The sequence below is a fragment of the Paraglaciecola sp. 25GB23A genome, from assembly GCF_040012495.1.
GTDB lineage: Bacteria > Pseudomonadota > Gammaproteobacteria > Enterobacterales > Alteromonadaceae > Paraglaciecola.
This window is the reverse complement of record NZ_JBDYKM010000001.1, coordinates 789,701-808,940: the sequence shown is the minus strand read 5'-3', so window position 1 is coordinate 808,940 and position 19,240 is coordinate 789,701. Positions and strand designations below refer to the sequence as shown.

The window sequence follows — 19,240 nt, the reverse complement described above, 5'->3', positions numbered from 1 at the left end:
TGCTATTGGGTAAACAAGCTTTCAATTCGTTTAAGTAATGGTTGCTCCTGTGCCTTTACCGGCCCAAAGTTAATCCATTGTTGCAACAAGTCATCTGCCTCAGCGTGAGTACCATCCTGTAACTTTTGTGCCATCAACTGCATTTGTACTTTTTGGCGAATAGTAGCGTCTGCGGGTGGTGACGGCTGTTCTTTTACAATTTCGAGCATTACCGTCAATTCTTGGCGGCTTTTGCTACTCATTTTTGCTTGGCTACTGAAAACCTGTTGCCAGTTGTTAGGTAAATCAGCACAACTAGTTGGCAGTGTGTCTAATTGTTGCCATTGTTCCAATACTTTAAAAATAAGCATGTACTGGCGATGTGTTTGCATTACAGCAAGTTGCGCAATACCTTGCTCTACTTGCTTTTCTAGGGCTTCAAGTTTTCGCTCAAAGGCTGAACGCTCTTTATGCTGTAATACCGACAATTGCTCAACAATCGCCGATTTGAGTTCACTTGCCTGTTCAAATTCAGCTTTATTCGTCGCTTTTGTAACTGTATCTTGCAGAATCGTAAGCTGTTGTTGAACATTAGCTATTTGTTGCGTTTGTGCCTGTGTTTGTTGTTCTACCAACTCATTGCGCTTGGCAAATACGCTATCACACACTCTTCTAAAGGCTGGCCACAATTCCGCTTCGGCTTTTTTACCTGCGTGGGCAATCACTTTCCATTCTACTTGCAAAGCCTTAATTTGATTAATCGCTTCATCAATAGAGTCCGCTTCAAGTTGCTTTTTAGCTTTGTTAATTAAACGTTCTTTTTGTTCAGCATTATCTTTATAAAAATCAGACACCTTAACTTTTAAAGGTTTAACGGCCTCCTGAAACTGCTCATAAAGACTATTTCGTAGCGAAAACTCAACTTCACCGACTGCTCGCCATTGTTGCTGTAACGCAGCTAATTTCTTTGAAATTTGCCCATGGTCTCCAACAGTGTTGTTCAATTGCTCTAACTGAGTCAAAACATCGGTTTTAATTTGTAAATTCTTTGCTCTTTCAGTCTGTTGTTGCTCATAATGGGCCCGACAAGGGGCAAAAGCACGCTCTATGGTTTCATCAAAAACTTGATTAAGTGCAGTGTCTGATTCTGAATCAATCACGCCCAAACTATTCCACTGTTGGCGCAGTACCTTGACCGCTTTTGCCTGTTGTTCAACATCCAGAGGATTACTCACCAGATATTCCGCGTCTTTCAATAATGCCGGTTTTCTTGGGGTTGCTATATATTCTTGTAAATCTTTTAAGTCCTCAATTTGTTGTTTAATTTGAGTATGTAACTTATTTAACTTGGCCTGTTGATTTTCTGGTAATTTTTGATACCAAACAGAGACTTTGTTGTATACATCTATAGCTGGGCGAAACCGACCTTGACTAATTAATCCTTCGATTGCTCTGTACTTATTCCGGCAGCGAGCCACTTCTTGATTAACTTGTTCAGACAACTTTTTAACAACTACTTGCCATGCTGAAGTCGCTGTTTGCCATTGTTCAACTAAATCCGCAGGCAAGTTTTTACTGAAGCGCTGTGTTATTGCGCGCCACTGCTGTTTGACTTCACGCAAATGTTGTTCGGCTGCATCGATCTGGCTAATATCATTAGGTAAACTTAGAGCTGAAAATTCCTCAATTAATTCCTTGCTTTGACTTAAGCACAGCATAAATTCAGGCAGATTAGCTAAATTCTCTTGGCATTGAATAATTCTTCCATTGATAGACTCTAATGAGCTTCTATCGGCAGTTTTATCAGGCCCCATGCTTTGCAGCAGTGACTTTACCTTGTCGTAAAGCTGATTTAATTGTTCACCTTGAAATTCAACTTCTGTATTGGTGAGTTCCACCATACGCTCAGCCAAAATGGCATTAGCAGCGTCCAATACTTTAGTACTTTCACCTTGTAGCTCAGCAACAGCTTGCTTAAGTTGTTGCTGTGCTTTTTGTTCTTGCCATTGAGGGCTTAGAATGTCTATTGATTTCTGTAGACGTTGATTTAATTCGAGCCACTTTTGCTCAAACTCTTGCCTTTTAAGTTCGGGTAGACATAAAAACTGGGTAGATAATTCAGCATATTGTTTACTTAATAGTCCTTGCTGCTCATGAATGACAGTAAGGTCAGCACACTCTTTTAACGCTAATAAGCGAGACAACAACATTTTAGTGTCTTTTTCAACACTGATAGGTAATTGCTGTTGTTTATCCCAATTTAGTAGTAAGTCTCTAGCTTGTTGTTTTATCTGTTCGGAATCACTTTTTTTAAGCAATTTATTTAACAGTTTTCGACTACTGGCTTCATCTTTGAACTTATTTAACAAAGCACTCTGTAATGCAATGTTATTGGTTTCTAACAATACTTTTTCAACTAATAGAGGTTTAGCAACCTTTGCCAATAATGCTTGAATAAGGTTGGTATCAGCCTGAACCCAAGGTAAAAAAACTGATTTCTCTATTAACTTGTTGTCACTACACTGACGAATGAAACTGCTTTTGTCTTTTTCACTCAAGGCCGAATTACTTTCTTCAAAAAGCATTTGCTCGACAATTTGTTGCGATTTTTTAAGCACCCTTTCGTCTTTACTAATTTCAGACATTTTATACCACAAGGTAAAACTATCTAATTTTTGTAAAGCAGCCAAACTGACTGCTGCGTCGGGATCATTAAACGCCAGTTCATGCAAAACCGTTTTTTCATTGGCAAGTTCTTTGTTTAACTTCTCAATGGCTTTGATTCGCACATGGGGATTAGGGTCTAGATGTTTGGAACGAAAAAAACGATTAAATATCATCCTGTTTAAACCGCGCTATAGTTTGATTATCGAAAGATTGTTGGGCGAATTCTTGTTTTAATTTTTCTCTGCTTTTATGCACAATTTGGCCGTCTTCGCCAATGGTCATATGTTGGTCAGATTTAAGTACCTTAGACTGGTATAACATGACTGCTTGGATACAAGTCTCCTTTTGTTGTTCTGTCAGGGGAGAGCCGTCTAACCACTTACCAGTTTCTACTGAACCTCGCAATTTTTCATAAACGCTTTCTGACATATTTTGCAGCAGTAATTCAACATTCATTTACAGTTACCGTTTAATCTGATTTTTTTAAAAATACTAGGCGTACTCGATTAACTATGTACCAAACAAAACCAATAACCGCTACGGCAAAAGCCAGTTTGAATTGAAGGTCTTCCTGAGTCACGCCACCCCAATACATAAAGCCAAATCCTCCAACAAACAATAACATCGCCAACATTGATTGGTTCTGTATCCCTTGGCGTTGCAGGTATTTTTTTAAGGAATTTTTACGTGCAAGATCTTCGGGGCTTGCCTGACTAATTGCAAATTCACAATGCTGACAGCTTTGTGCTTTATCCGATATTTTTTTGCCACACGAAGGACAATCAATTAATGCCATGTTCTACTCCAAACTGCTAACTATAAAGCCACTGCAAAACGTAACTTTTTACTGTACCTTTTACTCTACGAACCTGCCATAAAAAAAGCGCAGCGATATGCCGCGCTTACAGATCTAAAAACAATTAAGATTTATGATCCTTGTTAAATCGTGTCCAATAAGTCGCGACAGATTCTTTCATTTCTTTTCTTAGTAAAATAATACCAAATAAATTTGGCAGGGTCATAACTACTATCGCGACCGCTGATAAGGTCCACACTAATGTGGTATCAGACACGGCAGCCCATATAAAGCCAGCCACATAGACGACTCGATATGGCATAACTGAACGAGGTCCAAACAGATATGTCATGGCTCTATCGCCATAATATGACCATGCAATCGCGGTTGAAAAAGCGAATAACAACAAACCAATTGATACAATATATTTACCTGATTCCCCAAAGAACCCGCGAGTAAACGCCACGGCGGTTAAGCTGGCGGAGTGAATTAAAGAGTAACCCGTCACGTTTATATTGTCTTTGAGCAATTGTCCATCAACCACCTTTAGGGTACCAGTGAAGGTATCTTCAGGATCCCCCACAGTAAAGGTAACTTCTTCCGCTAACGAACGAGCATTAATAATGGTAAATCCACCACTGACTGGCTTGCCATTAACGACTTGAATTTCACCATCGTATTCTTCGACGCTATTTCCATCCAATCCATTCAAATAACCATAAAGTTGTTTTTTGTCACTATCACTTGATTCAACATAGGCACCAGCAACAATATCCATATCTGAGCGATCAAAAGTATTTAAATGTTTCTCTTTCCAAACGCCTGAAGAAAGGATAACTAAACCAGTTAAAGTACAAATAATGATGGTATCAATAAAGGGCTCTAAAATTGAAACCATACCTTCAGCTACAGGCTCGTCAGTCTTAGCAGCCGCGTGAGCAATAGGCGCGGAACCTTGGCCAGCTTCATTCGAGAACAAACCTCTATTTACTCCGCGATTAAACGCATAGGCAATCGTTGCACCAAGAAATCCGCCAGTTGCAGCAGAGCCAGTAAATACATCGGATAAAACAGAAACAAAAGCAGGACCGACATTTTCTAAATTAGCGAAAATAACCGATACGGCACCGACTAAGTAAATAAGTGCCATCAAGGGAACTATTTTTGATGTAACAGCAGCAATCCGGGTAATACCACCTAAGATAACCAGGGCCAATAGAACCCCTAATACACTACCAACAATGAGTGGGTCAAAACCAAAAGTCGCCTCTATACTGGTAGCGATACCATTACTTTGCGGCAGATTACCTGTGCCAAATGAACTGATAACAGTTGCAACAGCGAACGCTACGGCTAACCACTTCATGTTGAGACGTTTGTCCATATAATACATCGGCCCCCCAGCCATCGTGCCGTCTGGGGTTTTATCTCGATACTTATGCGATAACGTCACTTCGACAAACTTGGTGGTCATACCAAAAAATGCAGTCGCCCACATCCAAAAAAGAGCGGCTGGACCGCCTAAAAATATAGCAAAAGCAACACCACCAATATTTCCGGTACCAACGGTACCCGACAGCGCTGTGGTCAACGCCCTAAAGTGCGAAGTATCGCCAGGCGCATCTGCCTTGTCATATTTCCCCAACACCACTTTCCAAGCATGTTTGAAATATCTAACTTGAGGAAATTTCAAATAAATAGTAAAGAATAAACCGGTACCTAAAAGCACGTAGGGAAACCAAAAGGCTCCCCCCAACATGCCGTCAAGTGACTTTAAAAAATTATGAAATATTTCCACTGCTTTCCCCTTTATTTATTATTTTAGTCAGTTTATTTTATTTTTATATTAACGGTTTTATCAATCTTAACGCAGCATATCAACTACAGCACGCATAGCAATCATTACATCTTCACCTAACTGTTTACAGCGCACAGGAGACCAGCCGTAAGCTGAATCGGGTAAATCTATATTGTCTTTAAAAGGCATTTCTAAGGTAAAGGCTAAACAATCAAACTGTTGACCTACTGCATGTGTGGCGACGGTGGGATTCGCTTCGCCCGGTTTATCTTTAGGGTAACCAAAGATATCTTGAAATTCAGGTGTAGCGAGAAGAAAATGCTGCTTAAAGCTATCTTCTAAATCTTTAATTCGAGGAGAGTAGCCAGGATTACCTTCACAACCAGCAACAAAATTATAAGGTAAAGCCTCATCACCGTGAGCATCCAAAAACAAATCAACTCCCGTTTCTAGCATTTTTTGTTTAACATAAAATACTTCAGGGCTTGATGCCAAACTGGGATTTGCCCATTCTCGATTGAGGTTTACGCCATGTGCATTTGTGCGTAAATGGCCTCGAACTGAACCATCAGGATTCATATTTGGGACCACATAAAAAACCGCTTTATTTAACAATTGACGAGCTACGCCGTCATTTTCGTCCAACAGGCGTTCTAGAAATCCTTCAATAAACCACTCGGCCATCGTCTCACCAGGGTGTTGGCGAGCCGTTACCCATATTATTTTTTTGCCCTCTTCAGGCTCTCCAATAACTAATAAAGACATGTCACGGCCATCTAGGGTTTCACCTAAAAATTGCTGCTGACAAAGCGATGATTGTTGAGCATAGGCGAGTAAATCTAAATGACGCTCGTAGCTATATGGGGCAAAGTAAGCAAAATAGATGTGGTCATACTCTGGCGTATGCTGAATGATCAAGTTTTCACCATCAAATTCAGTATCGACTCTAAACCATTCTTGGCGATCGTATGAAGCCACTGCTTGATAGTTTTTCCAACCATCAGGATAAGCAGAGCTTTTTAAATTAGTAATAGTTAGGCGATGAGACAAAAAAGCACGACTTTCAAGTTTAAAATGGAACCATTGATAAAAATCTGATTGATTATCTTTTTTGATACTTAGTTTAATATCATCGGGCAAAGAGGCACTAATGACCTCAATATTTCCACTATCAAAATTGCTACTTATTCTCACGGTACATTCTCTTAAAAATTCGACCGCAGTAATCTAACACAGCTTCCAGAAAAAAGGTTATAACTGCTGGAACAGGAGAGTAAAAAGTGGAAAAAATAGGTTTTTCTCCACTAAAATGTTCATAAAATAAACGCCCTGCACCTGCTTCAGCAGACCTAATGCTGTAATTTACACTTTGACCGTTGCGTGAGGCAAGGTTGGTGAGGTTAAGCCAGACATTTTTTCTAATACTTTCATCACTTGGCAACTATAACCAAATTCATTATCGTACCAAACATACACAGTGGCTCTTTGGTCAACCACAATAGTCGCCTTTGAATCCACTACGGCTGGTGCTCTGGTACCAACGAGATCCGTGGAAACTATTTCACTTGAGGCCGTGTAGTTGACTTGATGCTGCAAGTCAGAAAACAGTGACACGTCGCGCAAGTAGTTATTTAACTCATCTCTGTTGGTACTTTTATTCAAATGTAGATTCAAGATAGCAAGAGAGACATTGGGTGTTGGTACACGAATCGAGCTACCGGTTAATTTCCCTTTTAACTGCGGATATGCCTTTGCCACGGCAGTAGCAGCGCCGGTTTCAGTGATGACCATGTTTAATGCTGCACTGCGCCCACGACGGTCACCCTTGTGGAAGTTATCAATTAGATTTTGATCGTTAGTAAAAGAATGAACCGTTTCTACGTGGCCACTTTGAATTCCAAAACGTTCATCTAATGCCTTAAGAACTGGCGTAATAGCGTTAGTGGTGCAACTAGCAGCAGATAAAATGCGGTCTTGAGGCACTACATCTTGATGATTAACGCCATAAACAATGTTTTTAATAGCCCCTTTACCGGGAGCAGTCAACAGCACTTTACTTACGCCTTTAGACAATAAATGCTGATTCAAGCCCTCTTCGTCCCGCCAGATGCCAGTATTATCTATCACTATGGCATTATCGATGCCGTATTGTTGATAATCTACTTCTTGTGGAGAATTGGCATAGATAACTTGAATGTAAGACCCATTCGCTTTAATGGCATTCTTTTCTGTATCAATAGTGATGCTGCCATTGAATGGCCCATGCACCGAATCACGCCTGAGTAAACTGGCACGTTTTTCTAGATCACCCTCTTTGCCCCCCCGCACAACAATAGCTTTTAAACGTAATTTATTGTTTTTACCTTGGCGTTCAATTAGCAGTCTGGCTAAAATCCGACCTATTCGTCCGAAGCCATATAAAACGACATCTTGTGGGTCTTGTGCATCATGTACGCCGACAATCTCACTTAGCTGCTGCTGTAAATATTGCTCTACCGACAAGTCTGCATATTTGGCTTCATAGTGGTAAGCATAAGCAAGCTTACCCAGGTCAATATGTGCGGGAGCTAATGCCATATGACTCATTGCTTCTAGCAAAGGCCAACTTTCGCGCAGTCTCAACTTATTGGTTTCTTTTAGCCTAACTGAGCGATGCGCCTTGATGATATCAATGGCACTTGCACCGAGCATTGGACGCCCATAAACTGAAATTTCAATGGCCTGGTTGCGATATAACTTACCGAGTAAAGGTTGCATTTGCTCGGCATATTCCTGCCTTTCTTGCCAACTGCTTAATAATTCCTGTTCTAATTGCTGATTCATAATTAAAAGTGACTACCTACAGTGAGTACAAATTGAATATTCTGGCTTAAACAACGGGCAGAACTTCAATTAAGATTAGGGGGTTACAGCGGTGCTGTGCTCAAAACGGCGACATTCTAATGAAAGGACAGCTAATAGCCAAATTGACATTTAATTACTAAAACACCTTAAAATTATCATTCCAAGGTAATTAATCAGTAATATTTCTACAGTTTAATAATCAGTTTGTTAGGAAAGGTCAGTTAACAACTAAAATCACCCTAAAATAGGCTTATTTAGCGACTTTGAGCACAGTAACTGTCTTGTTCGGCTAGACCAAATGAAATTTACTTTCTTTAGTTTTTTCTAAATTTATGTAATTAAATAAAAGAACGCCCAAAAATAGAGCGTTTTTTAACCAACTCGGTTCTTATTGAGCAATGAATTTTAGCGCTACCGAATTGACACAATAACGCTTTCCAGTGGGCGCTGGTCCATCGTCAAAAACGTGCCCCAAATGTGTATCACAGTGCCGACATAATATTTCGATACGCTGCATACCCAAACTATTATCAGGATGATATGCGACATTTGACTCTGAGCTCTGGCTAGAAAAAGAAGGCCAACCACACCCTGAGTCAAACTTTTGGCTAGAATCAAACAATTTTTGTCCACAACCAGTACATACGTAATCACCAATCGCTTTATTGTCGAGTAATTGTCCGGTAAATGGCCGCTCAGTGCCTTTTTCACGACACACTTTAAACTCTTCAGCACTTAACCTTGCCCGCCACTGCGATTCAGTTAACTTCACAATTCCACTCCAACTACCGTTGTTACTATACTTAAATAAGGTATCCATATGGATGTAGTAGTTATATTACTGTGCACTTAATTGAGTCAAGTAATAACATAAGCTAAGGTAACTTAATTTATTATAGTGGAGTGGGGCTCGCCTGAGATTAAACCGCCTTCAATAGACAAATACTTTTGAATGCCTGCATGTACACAAGACTTATTGCGACCTCTGGTTGCTGCTCAAGTTTAGGGTATCGAGTATCAATACTGACTTGCCAAGTCTGATCCCGTTTAAGAGTGGGAACATGAAACCGCACATCATGATCAGTGGCATTAAATATCAACAACCAATGCTCTGCCGACGTTGCACAATCCGCAGAAACAACACCTTTGAGTTCAACAGCAAATGCTTGGTTGTTATGATCATGCCAATCATCGACTAGCTTTGTTTCACCGTCTGGGCGATACCAATTAATTTTATCGACATTATGGCCTAAGGTGTAATTATCATCTTCTAAATTGAGATGGTTAAGTAATTCACTTTGACGGCGAATGGCGATAACTTGACGACAAAAGTCTAAAAAATCTTGACGACTTTCAGTTTGAGACCAATCGTACCAGTTAATTTCATTATCTTGACAATAGGCATTGTTATTGCCCAATTGCGTACGACTCAATTCATCACCACCCAATACATGAGGAATACCTTGAGAAAACATTAAGGTTGCAAATAAATTGCGTTTTTGACGTTCTCGTAGGGCTTTAATTTGTGTATCACTTGTAGCACCTTCAATACCATTATTAGCCGACAAATTATGACCATGGCCATCGCGATTTTGCTCGCCATTGGCTTCATTATGCCGCTCGTTGTAACTGACTAAATCTTGCAGGGTGAAGCCATCATGATAAGACACCATGTTGACCGAAGAATGAATAGTGCGACTTTCTTTAGGAAAAATATCTCGCGAGCCCAGTAAACGAGTAGCAAAATCACTAGTATGGCCCTTATCGCCGCGCCAAAAAGCTCTGACTGTGTCACGATATTTATCGTTGCACTCTAACCAATTAGACGGAAATTGCCCCAAACGATAACCGCCAGAGCCAATATCCCAAGGTTCAGCTATTAGTTTGGTGTTCAACAATACGGGGTCTTGTCTAAGTGCCCTAAAAAAGCCAGACAAACTTGAAAACTCATAGGGGTCGCGGCCTAGACTGGCAGCTAAATCGAAGCGAAACCCATCTACCCCCATTTCTTGCACCCAGTAACGGAGTGAGTCCATGACTAATTTAAGCACATAAGGGAAGGCGGTATTAACACTGTTGCCACAACCAGAATTATTGACATATTTGCGATAATCGACTGTGCCATATTCATTGTGTTCAAATAAATAGAAGGAGGCATTATCTAGACCTTTGAACGCTAAAGTGGGGCCGTCAATTCCCCCTTCTGCAGTATGGTTATACACTACGTCTAAGATCACCTCCAATCCCGCACTATGCAGAGCATCGACCATAGTTCTAAATTCACTAACCGCGTCTTTCACGACGTAACGGGGCTCAGGGCTGAAATAATTGATAGGATTATATCCCCAATAATTAGTCATACCTTTTTCAGTAATATAGCGCTCTGGCATAAATGCCATAACGGGCATTAACTGCACACTAGTGATGCCCAAAGATTTCAAGTGAGCAATAATAGCTGGATGTGCGAGGCCTAAAAATTTGCCTCGATGTTCATCCGGCACATCCGGATGAAGTTGCGTAATACCTTTTACATGAGCCTCGTAAAGGATGGTTTGATCCAAGGGAATAACTGGTTTAAGGACCCTGCCCCGAGATTCTGATGGTTTCAATACAATTCCCTTTGAAATCATGAATTGACTATCACCAACATACTGCTGAGCATTCCACACAAGTGGACGATTTAAGGCTTTAACATAAGGGTCAATTAATAATTTTTGCGAATCAAATTGCAAACCCAGTTGCGCATTATTTTCACCACAGGTTCGAAAACCATAGAGTTGTCCTTCAACCACCCCTTCAATAAATCCGTGCCAGACCTTACCGGTTTTAGCAGGTAGAAGAATGACAGCCATCTGCTCTTCGGTATCTTTATTAAATAGACAGAGCTGCACTTGGGTTGCATTAGGGCAATGTACGGCAAAATTACAGCCATCACCGGTTAACGTTGCGCCAAGAGGATGAGCCGCGCCTTCTGATACGATAAACGACTTATCATCCATTGCTACTAACCTTTATAAATAATAAACAAACTGGCCAAAGGAGGCAGGTTGACGCTAATTGAAGCTGGTTGATTATTCCAAGGATTCGCTTTAGCCGTCATTTTCTTTACCACTTTGTAACTACTACCCCAATACTTTTTATCATCGGTATTAAGCAACAATTGATAACTACCCTCGTCTTGTACCCCTATCAAAAAGTGGTCATGGGGTATTGGAGTAAAGTTGGTTATACAATAAATTTTTTGTTTTTGTCCGTCTGATTTACGTAAAAAAGACAATATGCTTTGCTCTGCATTGCCATGATCAATCCACTCGAAGCCTTGATGATCATGATCAAGCTCATAAAGAGCTGGATATTTTGCATACAAGCCATTCAAGTCTCGATATAGACTTTGAATCCCTTTATGTTTGTCAAATTCTAGTAAATGCCAATTCACCGAACTGTCATGATTCCATTCGCTGGCTTGCGCAATTTCATTGCCCATAAAGTTGAGTTTTTTACCAGGATGTCCGTACATAAACCCTGCGTAAGCACGTAAATTTGCTGCTTGTTGCCATTCGTCACCAGGCATTTTACGCAGCAAAGAGCCCTTGCCATGCACCACTTCATCATGAGAGATCGGTAAGACAAAATTTTCGTCAAAGGCATAAACCATACTGAAGGTTATTTCATTATGGTGATAGCGCCGATAACCGGGATCTTTGGAAATGTAATGCAAAGAATCATGCATCCAGCCCATATTCCATTTAAAACCAAAACCAAGACCACCATCAAATAAAGGGCGCGACACTTTTGGAAATGAAGTGGACTCTTCAGCGATTGTCATAGCATGAGGAAATTTCTCATATACCTCTCGATTCATCCATTGCAGCAAACTAATTGCCTCATAGTTGTGGTTGCCCCCATCAACATTTGGGATCCAATCGCCATCTTCGCGAGAATAGTCAAGGTACAACATAGAAGCGACGGCATCGACGCGTAAACCATCAATATGAAATTTGTCGACCCAATATAGGGCATTCGCCACTAAGAATTGACGAACCGTGTCTTTGCCAAAATCGTAGATACATGAATTCCAATCGGGATGCCAACCTTTACGCGGATCTTCATATTCATAAACATGAGTACCGTCGAACCGAGCTAATCCATGACCATCTTCTGGGAAGTGGGCAGGTACCCAATCGATGATAACGCCAATGCCATTTTGATGGCATTGATCAACAAAATATTTAAAGTCATCGGGTGAACCAAAGCGACTAGTCGGTGAAAAGAGTCCAACAGGCTGGTACCCCCAAGAGCCATCAAAAGGAAATTCTGATATCGGCATTAATTCTATATGGGTGTAACCCATATCTTTGACGTAAGGAATGAGTTGTTCAACCAGCTCACGATAGCTTAAATATGTTGAAGCTGAATCACGTTCGGGCCGTTTCCACGAGCCGAGGTGAACTTCGTAAATACTCATGGGATTACGATATTTATCTTTCTGCGCTTGCTTTAACCAACTTTTATCTTGCCATTGGTAGGTATTGTGATCATAAACCACTGACGTATGAGAGGGGTATTGCTCCGCAGAAAAGCCAACAGGATCTGCCTTGTGCGGTAAACTATTACCCGCAGCATCTTTTATTTGATACTTGTATTTTGCACCAACACTTATTCCAGGAACGACGAGCACCCAATAACCAAAGTCGGTTTTTTGCATTGGTAAACAGCTGCCATCCCAAAGATTAAAATCACCAATTAACGAAACAGCACTGGCGTTAGGTGCAAAGACAGCAAAGCGGGTGGCATCAATTGATTTTTTCAGGCCCACATCCAAACTAACTAATTGAGCACCTAATTGGCGATAAACATTTTGCGCCGCATGGTCGACAAAATGCACTGCATGGAATGCCTGTTCTTTAAATTGATAGGGGTCAACAATCTCGTAGTTTGTCTCGGCATTAGTTATCCTAAGACTATAGGCTTGAGGCGCTTTATTAAGCTTAAAATCACCAGAAAACAAACTGGTTTTCTTCATCCTAGTCAGTTTGCCAATTTCTTGACCCGTTGTTAAATCAAACGCACTTATTGATAGTGCGTTAGGTACCCAAGCAGTAATAGTGAAGATTGAAGAAGCTGAATCGTAGCTGGGACCGAGGTGATTAAAAGGAGAAGTACACTTTGCATATTGTAACTGTTGTTCTAGCTGCATTTTACCGCCTTAATAAGGGCGGTTCGCCACTCTGGTCGAACCGCTATTAATTATCGCATTATGTTGAGGCGTTTTTTCTTGCCTCGGTCAGACTGAAAGCTAGCTCATTAAGCATCGGATCATCAAAGATACCCTGTAGATTTCGAGTCAATTTACGTTGCCAGTTTGGATATTCCTTAAAAGTACCAGGAATATTAACGGGCTTATCCATCTGCAACCAATCTTCTAATTGCAAACTCAGTAATTCGCTTGAGCCACTCGCCATATGCTTTTGCATGCCAAAGTTTAGTTGTTGGCTCATTCCCACATAATTAACGTCGTAACCTACTTCGTCACCAACAGAATTATGCGAATGCAAGGTATCTAATATAGCCTGTTTGTTAGAATGACGGCTAATAAAAAGCGCCTGTAAAATTTCTTCCGTAGGGTAAAGCCCTAATTCTTTACCTAATTCTAAATCATAACAATGCCAATAGCCGGTCAACGTCGGCATATCGTGAGTTGTCAGCGTTGACATTGACTGAGTGGGGTAATGTGCGGGTGAATAAAAACCACCGTCTTTCGCTTGTTCAAAAAAGAACACTCGATAAGAATAAACACCGTTATCAGCTAATTTGTCACGAATTTCTTCTGGTACTGTACCTAAATCTTCGCCAATAACCAGACTTTGATTTTTATGACTTTCTAAGGCTAAGATCGCGAGTAGATCATCAACAGGGTAATAAACGTAACCGCCTTGTTTCGCAGAATCACCTTTTACCACCCACCATAACCTCAATAAAGCCATAACATGGTCTATGCGCAAGGCCCCGGTCGCTTTCATATTAGAGCTGAATAAATCAATAATCGGTTGGTACTGCTGTTGATATAACTTCTCAGGATCCATTGGAGGGAGGCCCCAATTTTGACCGAGCGGCCCCAAAATATCAGGTGGAGCACCGACACTCGCACTGGTACAATACAAGTCTTTATTGCCCCAAATCTCTGCACTACCCTCACTGACTCCAACCGCTAAGTCACGATATAATCCAATGCACATCTTATTTGCTACAGCGACCTCATTAGCCGCCGCTAATTGCTGCGCGGCTTGCCATTGGAGCCATAGAAAGAACTTAACTCTATGGGCATTTTTCTTAGTAAATTTAGCTACTGCGGGCTGCTTAAAATCAGAAAACTCTGCCGGAAAAACCGGCCATCCCCATGCAGGTTTTCCCTGCGCAGCGAGGTCTTCTTGCAATGCATCATATACTGCTAGTGTCTGCAAACTTTCACCACCTTCTGCGATAAACGCTTTGAAGGCTTTGTTGAGTTTGGTGTTTTTACTCAGGTACTGACTATTTTGATAATCAAATACCGTACTTAGAGCTCGCAGCTTTAAACCCGTAACAGCCGGATAATCCACTAATTCCTGAGCACGAGCAGCCGCTAATGTTTGTTTAAAACTTTCTGAATTAACAATATTCTGGGTTTCAATTGCTTGATAACCATCTAACGCGGTGACATCAATATAAATAAAATTCAACCAACGACGGGACGAGGGGCCATAAGGACTGCAAGCATCAGGATTGGCAGGATAAAGTGCATGAATTGGGTTTAACCCAACAAAATGTGCACCTTGCTTGGCTACTTTTTCTAATAAATAAGACAAATCAGAAAAATCACCAATTCCCCAGTTCTGCTCGCTGCGTAAGCAATAGAGTTGCACGCTCAAGCCCCAGACTTTATTCCCATCAATTATGGTTTGAGGTTTGTAACAAGACTTTGGTGCCATAATTAAGCGCATAGCTGCGATTTCATCACCATCAATGCTTAAAGAAAGTTGATGATAACCCAATGGTAATTCGAGTGGGATTTGGATTAGGTACTCTTGGAATTCGACATCGTCAATGTGAGCGATATTAATCAACTGTTCATCAACTGGCGTTAACGAATGACAAAGGGTTTCTCCCTGCTCAGTTGTTATGGTAAATAGATATTGGTCGTTGACGAGCTCAATCGGTAACCTAAGAGATAGTTGAATAGCCTCTCCGGCACGCAATACTTGCACTGGGTTAAGGGGACTCAACCATACTTTATTGATATCGTCGTCTGCCTGAGACTTAAGTTTGGTCGGATCAGCTACTTCATAGCCCATAACACCCAACAACTTCTGTTTAGTAAGAGGATCGATAATGGCAGGCTTACCCCATGCGTCAGTGTAATTTGACTCGATTCCGCGATATTCTACTAGATGATCAATTAGCGATGAGGCCATTAACTTAAAATTCCTGTAATTCTGACATTATTTATTAACAATTTATTATCATCTAAAAAGACGCACAACCGAAGTTGAATACGTTTGCAGAAACATAACTGTAATTAAATAACATTTATTTGTTAATATTTTGCCTTATTTGGCTAAATAGTCCATAATTTTGTAATTATCTTTCAAGTTAACGCGTACAAAAGGGGTGTATTATGACAATAAAGGTTGGCATTAATGGATTTGGTCGGATTGGCCGCTTCGTATTCCGTGCAGCGTGTGAACGCACTGATATAGAAATTGTTGGTATCAACGATTTATTAGACGCTGAATATATGGCTTACATGTTGAAGTATGACTCAACACATGGTCGGTTTAATGGTTCTGTTGAAGTAAAAAATGGCCACTTAGTAGTCAATGGTAAAACCATACGATGCACTGCTGAGCGCGATCCCGCTAATTTAGCCTGGGATTCAATTGCTGCTGAGGTAGTAGTAGAAGCAACGGGCTTATTTTTAGACGATGCATCTGCCCGTAAACATATTCAAGCTGGGGCCAAAAAAGTCGTTCTTTCAGCCCCGTCAAAAGACAGTACCCCTATGTTTGTTATGGGTGTAAACCATCAGAGTTATGCTGGTCAGGATGTTGTGTCTAATGCATCTTGTACGACAAACTGTTTGGCGCCTTTAGCTAAAGTACTTCACGACAACTTCGGAATCGTCGATGGTTTGATGACGACAGTGCATGCGACTACTGCTACTCAGAAGACCGTTGATGGACCTTCAGCGAAAGATTGGCGTGGAGGCCGGGGCGCCTCACAAAACATCATCCCTTCTTCAACCGGTGCAGCCAAAGCCGTTGGCAAAGTAATTCCCGAGCTTAACGGCAAACTAACTGGAATGGCGTTCCGTGTGCCAACGGCAGACGTTTCTGTGGTTGACTTAACCGTTAACTTAGCAAAACCAGCGAGTTATGCCGAAATTTGTGCGGTCATGAAAGCGGCCTCAGAAGGCGAATTAAAGGGTATTATGGGTTACACCGAAGATGCGGTGGTCTCTCAAGACTTTATTGGTGACAAACGCACGTCTATTTTTGATGCAACTGCCGGCATTGCCCTAACAGATACTTTTGTCAAACTTGTTGCTTGGTATGACAATGAAATTGGTTATTCAAATAAAGTACTCGATTTAGTTGCTCATATCAGTAAATAAATCTTGTTGTAGCATTAAATCCTCGGTTTAAATATGCTAAAAAGGCGACGCTTCTAATTCAGAACGTCGCTTTTTTTGCTTTTAAGGAGACGCATTTTGCTTTCATCATCCTGTTCTATTCTGACTCGAGAGAACGTGCAAATACTCGAAGTTAATAATGCTTTTGCCACAGCACAAATTGCCTTATTTGGTGGGCATATGCTGAGTTTTAAACCTAAACATGACTTACGCGAACGACTTTGGTTAAGCAAAGCGGCAAAGTTCGATGGTGTGCAGGCTATTCGCGGAGGGGTACCTGTATGCTGGCCTTGGTTTGGTGAGCATATTACCAAACAGCAAGATCCCAATAATAAGGATTTTCCAAGTCATGGTTACGTCCGCACACAAATATGGAAAATCGAGCATACTGTTGAGCAAGAAAAAGGGACAGAAATAGTACTCAGCCCAACCACAAGTCAAGGAATTGGCTTTGATGGTGAAGCACAATTACAGCTAATTATTAATATCGGTGAAAAATGCTCTATGCAATTGGTAACCAGTAACATTGGTACAGACAGCTTTACCTATCGATGCGCATTACATAGTTATTTTAATATTAACAATATCAAGCACATTCGATTGCACGGTTTAAGTGGCACTTATTTAGATAAAACCCGCGGTATGCAATCCTTTGAAACCCCCTCTTCTTATTTATTCAGCGCAGAAACAGATCGGGTACATTTATGCCAGCCCCACAACGTCAATATTGAATATGACAATATTGTCACCAATATTTATTCACAAGGGCATGACAGTCTCGTTGTTTGGAACCCTTGGCAAGAAAAATCCATAACCATGCAGGATATGGAGGATGACAGTTACCTTACTATGGTGTGTGTTGAAACGGCAGTGACTCAAGGGCAAGTAGTTATGCCCAATGAACGTCATGTATTAACGCAAGTTATCGCTTAATTAGTCGCAGTGAAGAAGATAATTACTTGGCAGCGATAATAGTATTTCTGCCAGTATCTTTGGCTGTATAAAGCGCTTTGTCTGCGCGATCAAACCATTCCACAAAACTTTCTTTGGCATAATGTTGGGCAACACCAAAACTACAAGTCAAATGTCCAACGGTATTGAAGTCAAATCCGCTAACAGCATCTTTTAAACGATTTGCTAGCTTGATAGCATCATCCAAGTTGGAATTTGGACACAGCACAATAAATTCCTCGCCTCCCCATCGTGCAGCAACATCCATATCTCGTATAGTGCTGCAAACAATAGTCGCTATCTCTTGTAAAACTAAATCACCTACTACATGACCGTGTTGATCATTAACTGCTTTAAAATAGTCGATATCGATTAAGATTAAACACAAAGGTACATTTGTGCGTAAGCTCACTTGTTTCTCTTGTTCCACCCTATCCTGCATAAAATGACGGTTGAACATAGATGTCAGAGGGTCGCGCATGGACATAAATTCTAAGCGACGATTTTTTTCCACCAATTCATTTTGCAAAGCTTGTAGTTGACTATTTTTAGCCACCAGCTTGCCGTTATAACGACGTATAATTAACTGCCACCAAATCCCAATAATAATCAGACAAATGAATACTCCAATGCCGCCGAATATATAACGGGGATCAATTTCATCGATAACCCTGACATTATTCCATTGTTTGTAAATATCGACATGCACCCATTCGGGCAACTGTGCGATCGCAGTATCAAGTTTTTTCAAAAGTACTTGGTCGCCATTGGCAACTCCCATACCTAGTATGTCTTGGGGTTCCGCAATGCCGGCTATGCGTAAATTCGAAAAACCACTTTTTTGAATCTGCGCATTAATAGATAGTAGCGACCCCACAAATAAATCAATATCGCCAGAGGCCAAGCTTTTAAGCCCTGCTAATTCTGTATCGACTAATTTTAGTTTGATATTTGGATAATAATTTTTGATATATTCCGCTTGTCGATAGTTTGCAACGGTACCTAATACTTGCTCACCAATATTTTCGTAACCTTGCAAAAAAGGTTGATCGACGTTTGATACTAAGACGTTTGCACCCACGAAAAAAGGCCGTGTAAACAGCAAGTACTTTTCACGCTCAGGACTGCGGTTCAACATACTGGCCACTTGGCATTCGCCATTTTTAAGCTTATCTAATGTTTCAGACCATGATTCGGTCTTGATCAAACTAAAATTTATTTCTGCGAGGACACCAATATAAGTCATGTAATCAAATGACATACCAACGTGTTGATTATTACGAATTGCCTCATAAGGCAGCCAATCAGGGTCTACACAGTAGCTGACGACAGGGAAATCTGCGGTTTGAGAGTTGAGTGCTAATTGCTTACTGGCTAGCAAATCGGTAGACAACAACAATGCCATCCCAAAAGCCAGACGAAATAAAATAAACTGAGTTAGCCAAACAAACATATTGTGTTTTATACAACGTATCCTTACTTTAAAGCTGGCCCGGTCCACTCATTAAGCGAATTAGGTTAAACTTAAGCAGCTAGC

General features: G+C 40.8%; 13 protein-coding genes. 2 read left to right on the top strand and 11 right to left on the bottom strand.

The annotated features are described in order from the left end of the window. Nucleotides 1-2: 2 nt before the first annotated feature. The 10 genes from ABKW31_RS03555 to malQ form a co-directional block, all read right to left on the bottom strand. The gene (locus tag ABKW31_RS03555; RefSeq protein ID WP_348614819.1) at nucleotides 3-2,819 is read right to left on the bottom strand and encodes a DUF349 domain-containing protein; all 2,817 of its coding nucleotides are present in this window, start codon (nucleotides 2,817-2,819) and stop codon (nucleotides 3-5) included. Next, complete coding sequence (locus ABKW31_RS03550) at nucleotides 2,809-3,102, bottom strand: DUF1315 family protein (protein WP_348614818.1); 294 nt, start codon at nucleotides 3,100-3,102, stop codon at nucleotides 2,809-2,811. The genes ABKW31_RS03555 and ABKW31_RS03550 overlap by 11 nt, the downstream gene beginning before the upstream one ends. A gap of 13 nt (nucleotides 3,103-3,115) precedes the next feature. After that, a complete protein-coding gene (locus ABKW31_RS03545) occupies nucleotides 3,116-3,442 on the bottom strand; it encodes a hypothetical protein (RefSeq protein ID WP_348614817.1) in 327 nt (108 codons plus the stop codon). A gap of 124 nt (nucleotides 3,443-3,566) precedes the next feature. After that, complete coding sequence (locus ABKW31_RS03540; protein WP_348614816.1) at nucleotides 3,567-5,240, bottom strand: AGCS family amino acid carrier protein; 1,674 nt, start codon at nucleotides 5,238-5,240, stop codon at nucleotides 3,567-3,569. A 66-nt stretch (nucleotides 5,241-5,306) separates the two neighbouring features. Then, nucleotides 5,307-6,434, bottom strand: a complete 1,128-nt coding sequence (locus ABKW31_RS03535; protein WP_348614815.1) for a M14-type cytosolic carboxypeptidase — start codon at nucleotides 6,432-6,434, stop codon at nucleotides 5,307-5,309. A 168-nt stretch (nucleotides 6,435-6,602) separates the two neighbouring features. After that, complete coding sequence (locus tag ABKW31_RS03530; RefSeq protein WP_348614814.1) at nucleotides 6,603-8,063, bottom strand: glyceraldehyde-3-phosphate dehydrogenase; 1,461 nt, start codon at nucleotides 8,061-8,063, stop codon at nucleotides 6,603-6,605. Nucleotides 8,064-8,472: 409 nt separating this feature from the next. Then, nucleotides 8,473-8,856 (bottom strand): peptide-methionine (R)-S-oxide reductase MsrB, encoded by a 384-nt coding sequence (gene msrB, locus ABKW31_RS03525; RefSeq protein ID WP_348614813.1) that lies wholly within the window; start codon nucleotides 8,854-8,856, stop codon nucleotides 8,473-8,475. A 148-nt stretch (nucleotides 8,857-9,004) separates the two neighbouring features. Further along, nucleotides 9,005-11,083 carry a glycogen debranching protein GlgX gene (glgX, locus tag ABKW31_RS03520; RefSeq protein ID WP_348614812.1) on the bottom strand — a complete coding sequence of 693 codons (2,079 nt, stop codon included), beginning with the start codon at nucleotides 11,081-11,083 and terminating at the stop codon, nucleotides 9,005-9,007. Nucleotides 11,084-11,088: 5 nt separating this feature from the next. After that, nucleotides 11,089-13,281 (bottom strand): 1,4-alpha-glucan branching protein GlgB, encoded by a 2,193-nt coding sequence (glgB, locus tag ABKW31_RS03515; protein ID WP_348614811.1) that lies wholly within the window; start codon nucleotides 13,279-13,281, stop codon nucleotides 11,089-11,091. A 58-nt stretch (nucleotides 13,282-13,339) separates the two neighbouring features. Further along, nucleotides 13,340-15,535 carry a 4-alpha-glucanotransferase gene (gene malQ, locus ABKW31_RS03510; RefSeq protein ID WP_348614810.1) on the bottom strand — a complete coding sequence of 732 codons (2,196 nt, stop codon included), beginning with the start codon at nucleotides 15,533-15,535 and terminating at the stop codon, nucleotides 13,340-13,342. 203 nt (nucleotides 15,536-15,738) lie between these two features. Here malQ and gap point away from each other — a divergent pair, with 203 nt between their 5' ends. Both gap and ABKW31_RS03500 read left to right on the top strand, forming a co-directional pair. Continuing rightward, the gene (gene gap / locus ABKW31_RS03505; RefSeq protein ID WP_348614809.1) at nucleotides 15,739-16,734 is read left to right on the top strand and encodes a type I glyceraldehyde-3-phosphate dehydrogenase; all 996 of its coding nucleotides are present in this window, start codon (nucleotides 15,739-15,741) and stop codon (nucleotides 16,732-16,734) included. Nucleotides 16,735-16,830: 96 nt separating this feature from the next. After that, a complete protein-coding gene (locus ABKW31_RS03500; protein WP_348614808.1) occupies nucleotides 16,831-17,685 on the top strand; it encodes a D-hexose-6-phosphate mutarotase in 855 nt (284 codons plus the stop codon). 22 nt (nucleotides 17,686-17,707) lie between these two features. On the opposite strand, the gene ABKW31_RS03495 is transcribed toward ABKW31_RS03500, so the two are convergent. Beyond that, nucleotides 17,708-19,156 (bottom strand): diguanylate cyclase, encoded by a 1,449-nt coding sequence (locus ABKW31_RS03495; protein ID WP_348614807.1) that lies wholly within the window; start codon nucleotides 19,154-19,156, stop codon nucleotides 17,708-17,710. Nucleotides 19,157-19,240: the final 84 nt, after the last annotated feature.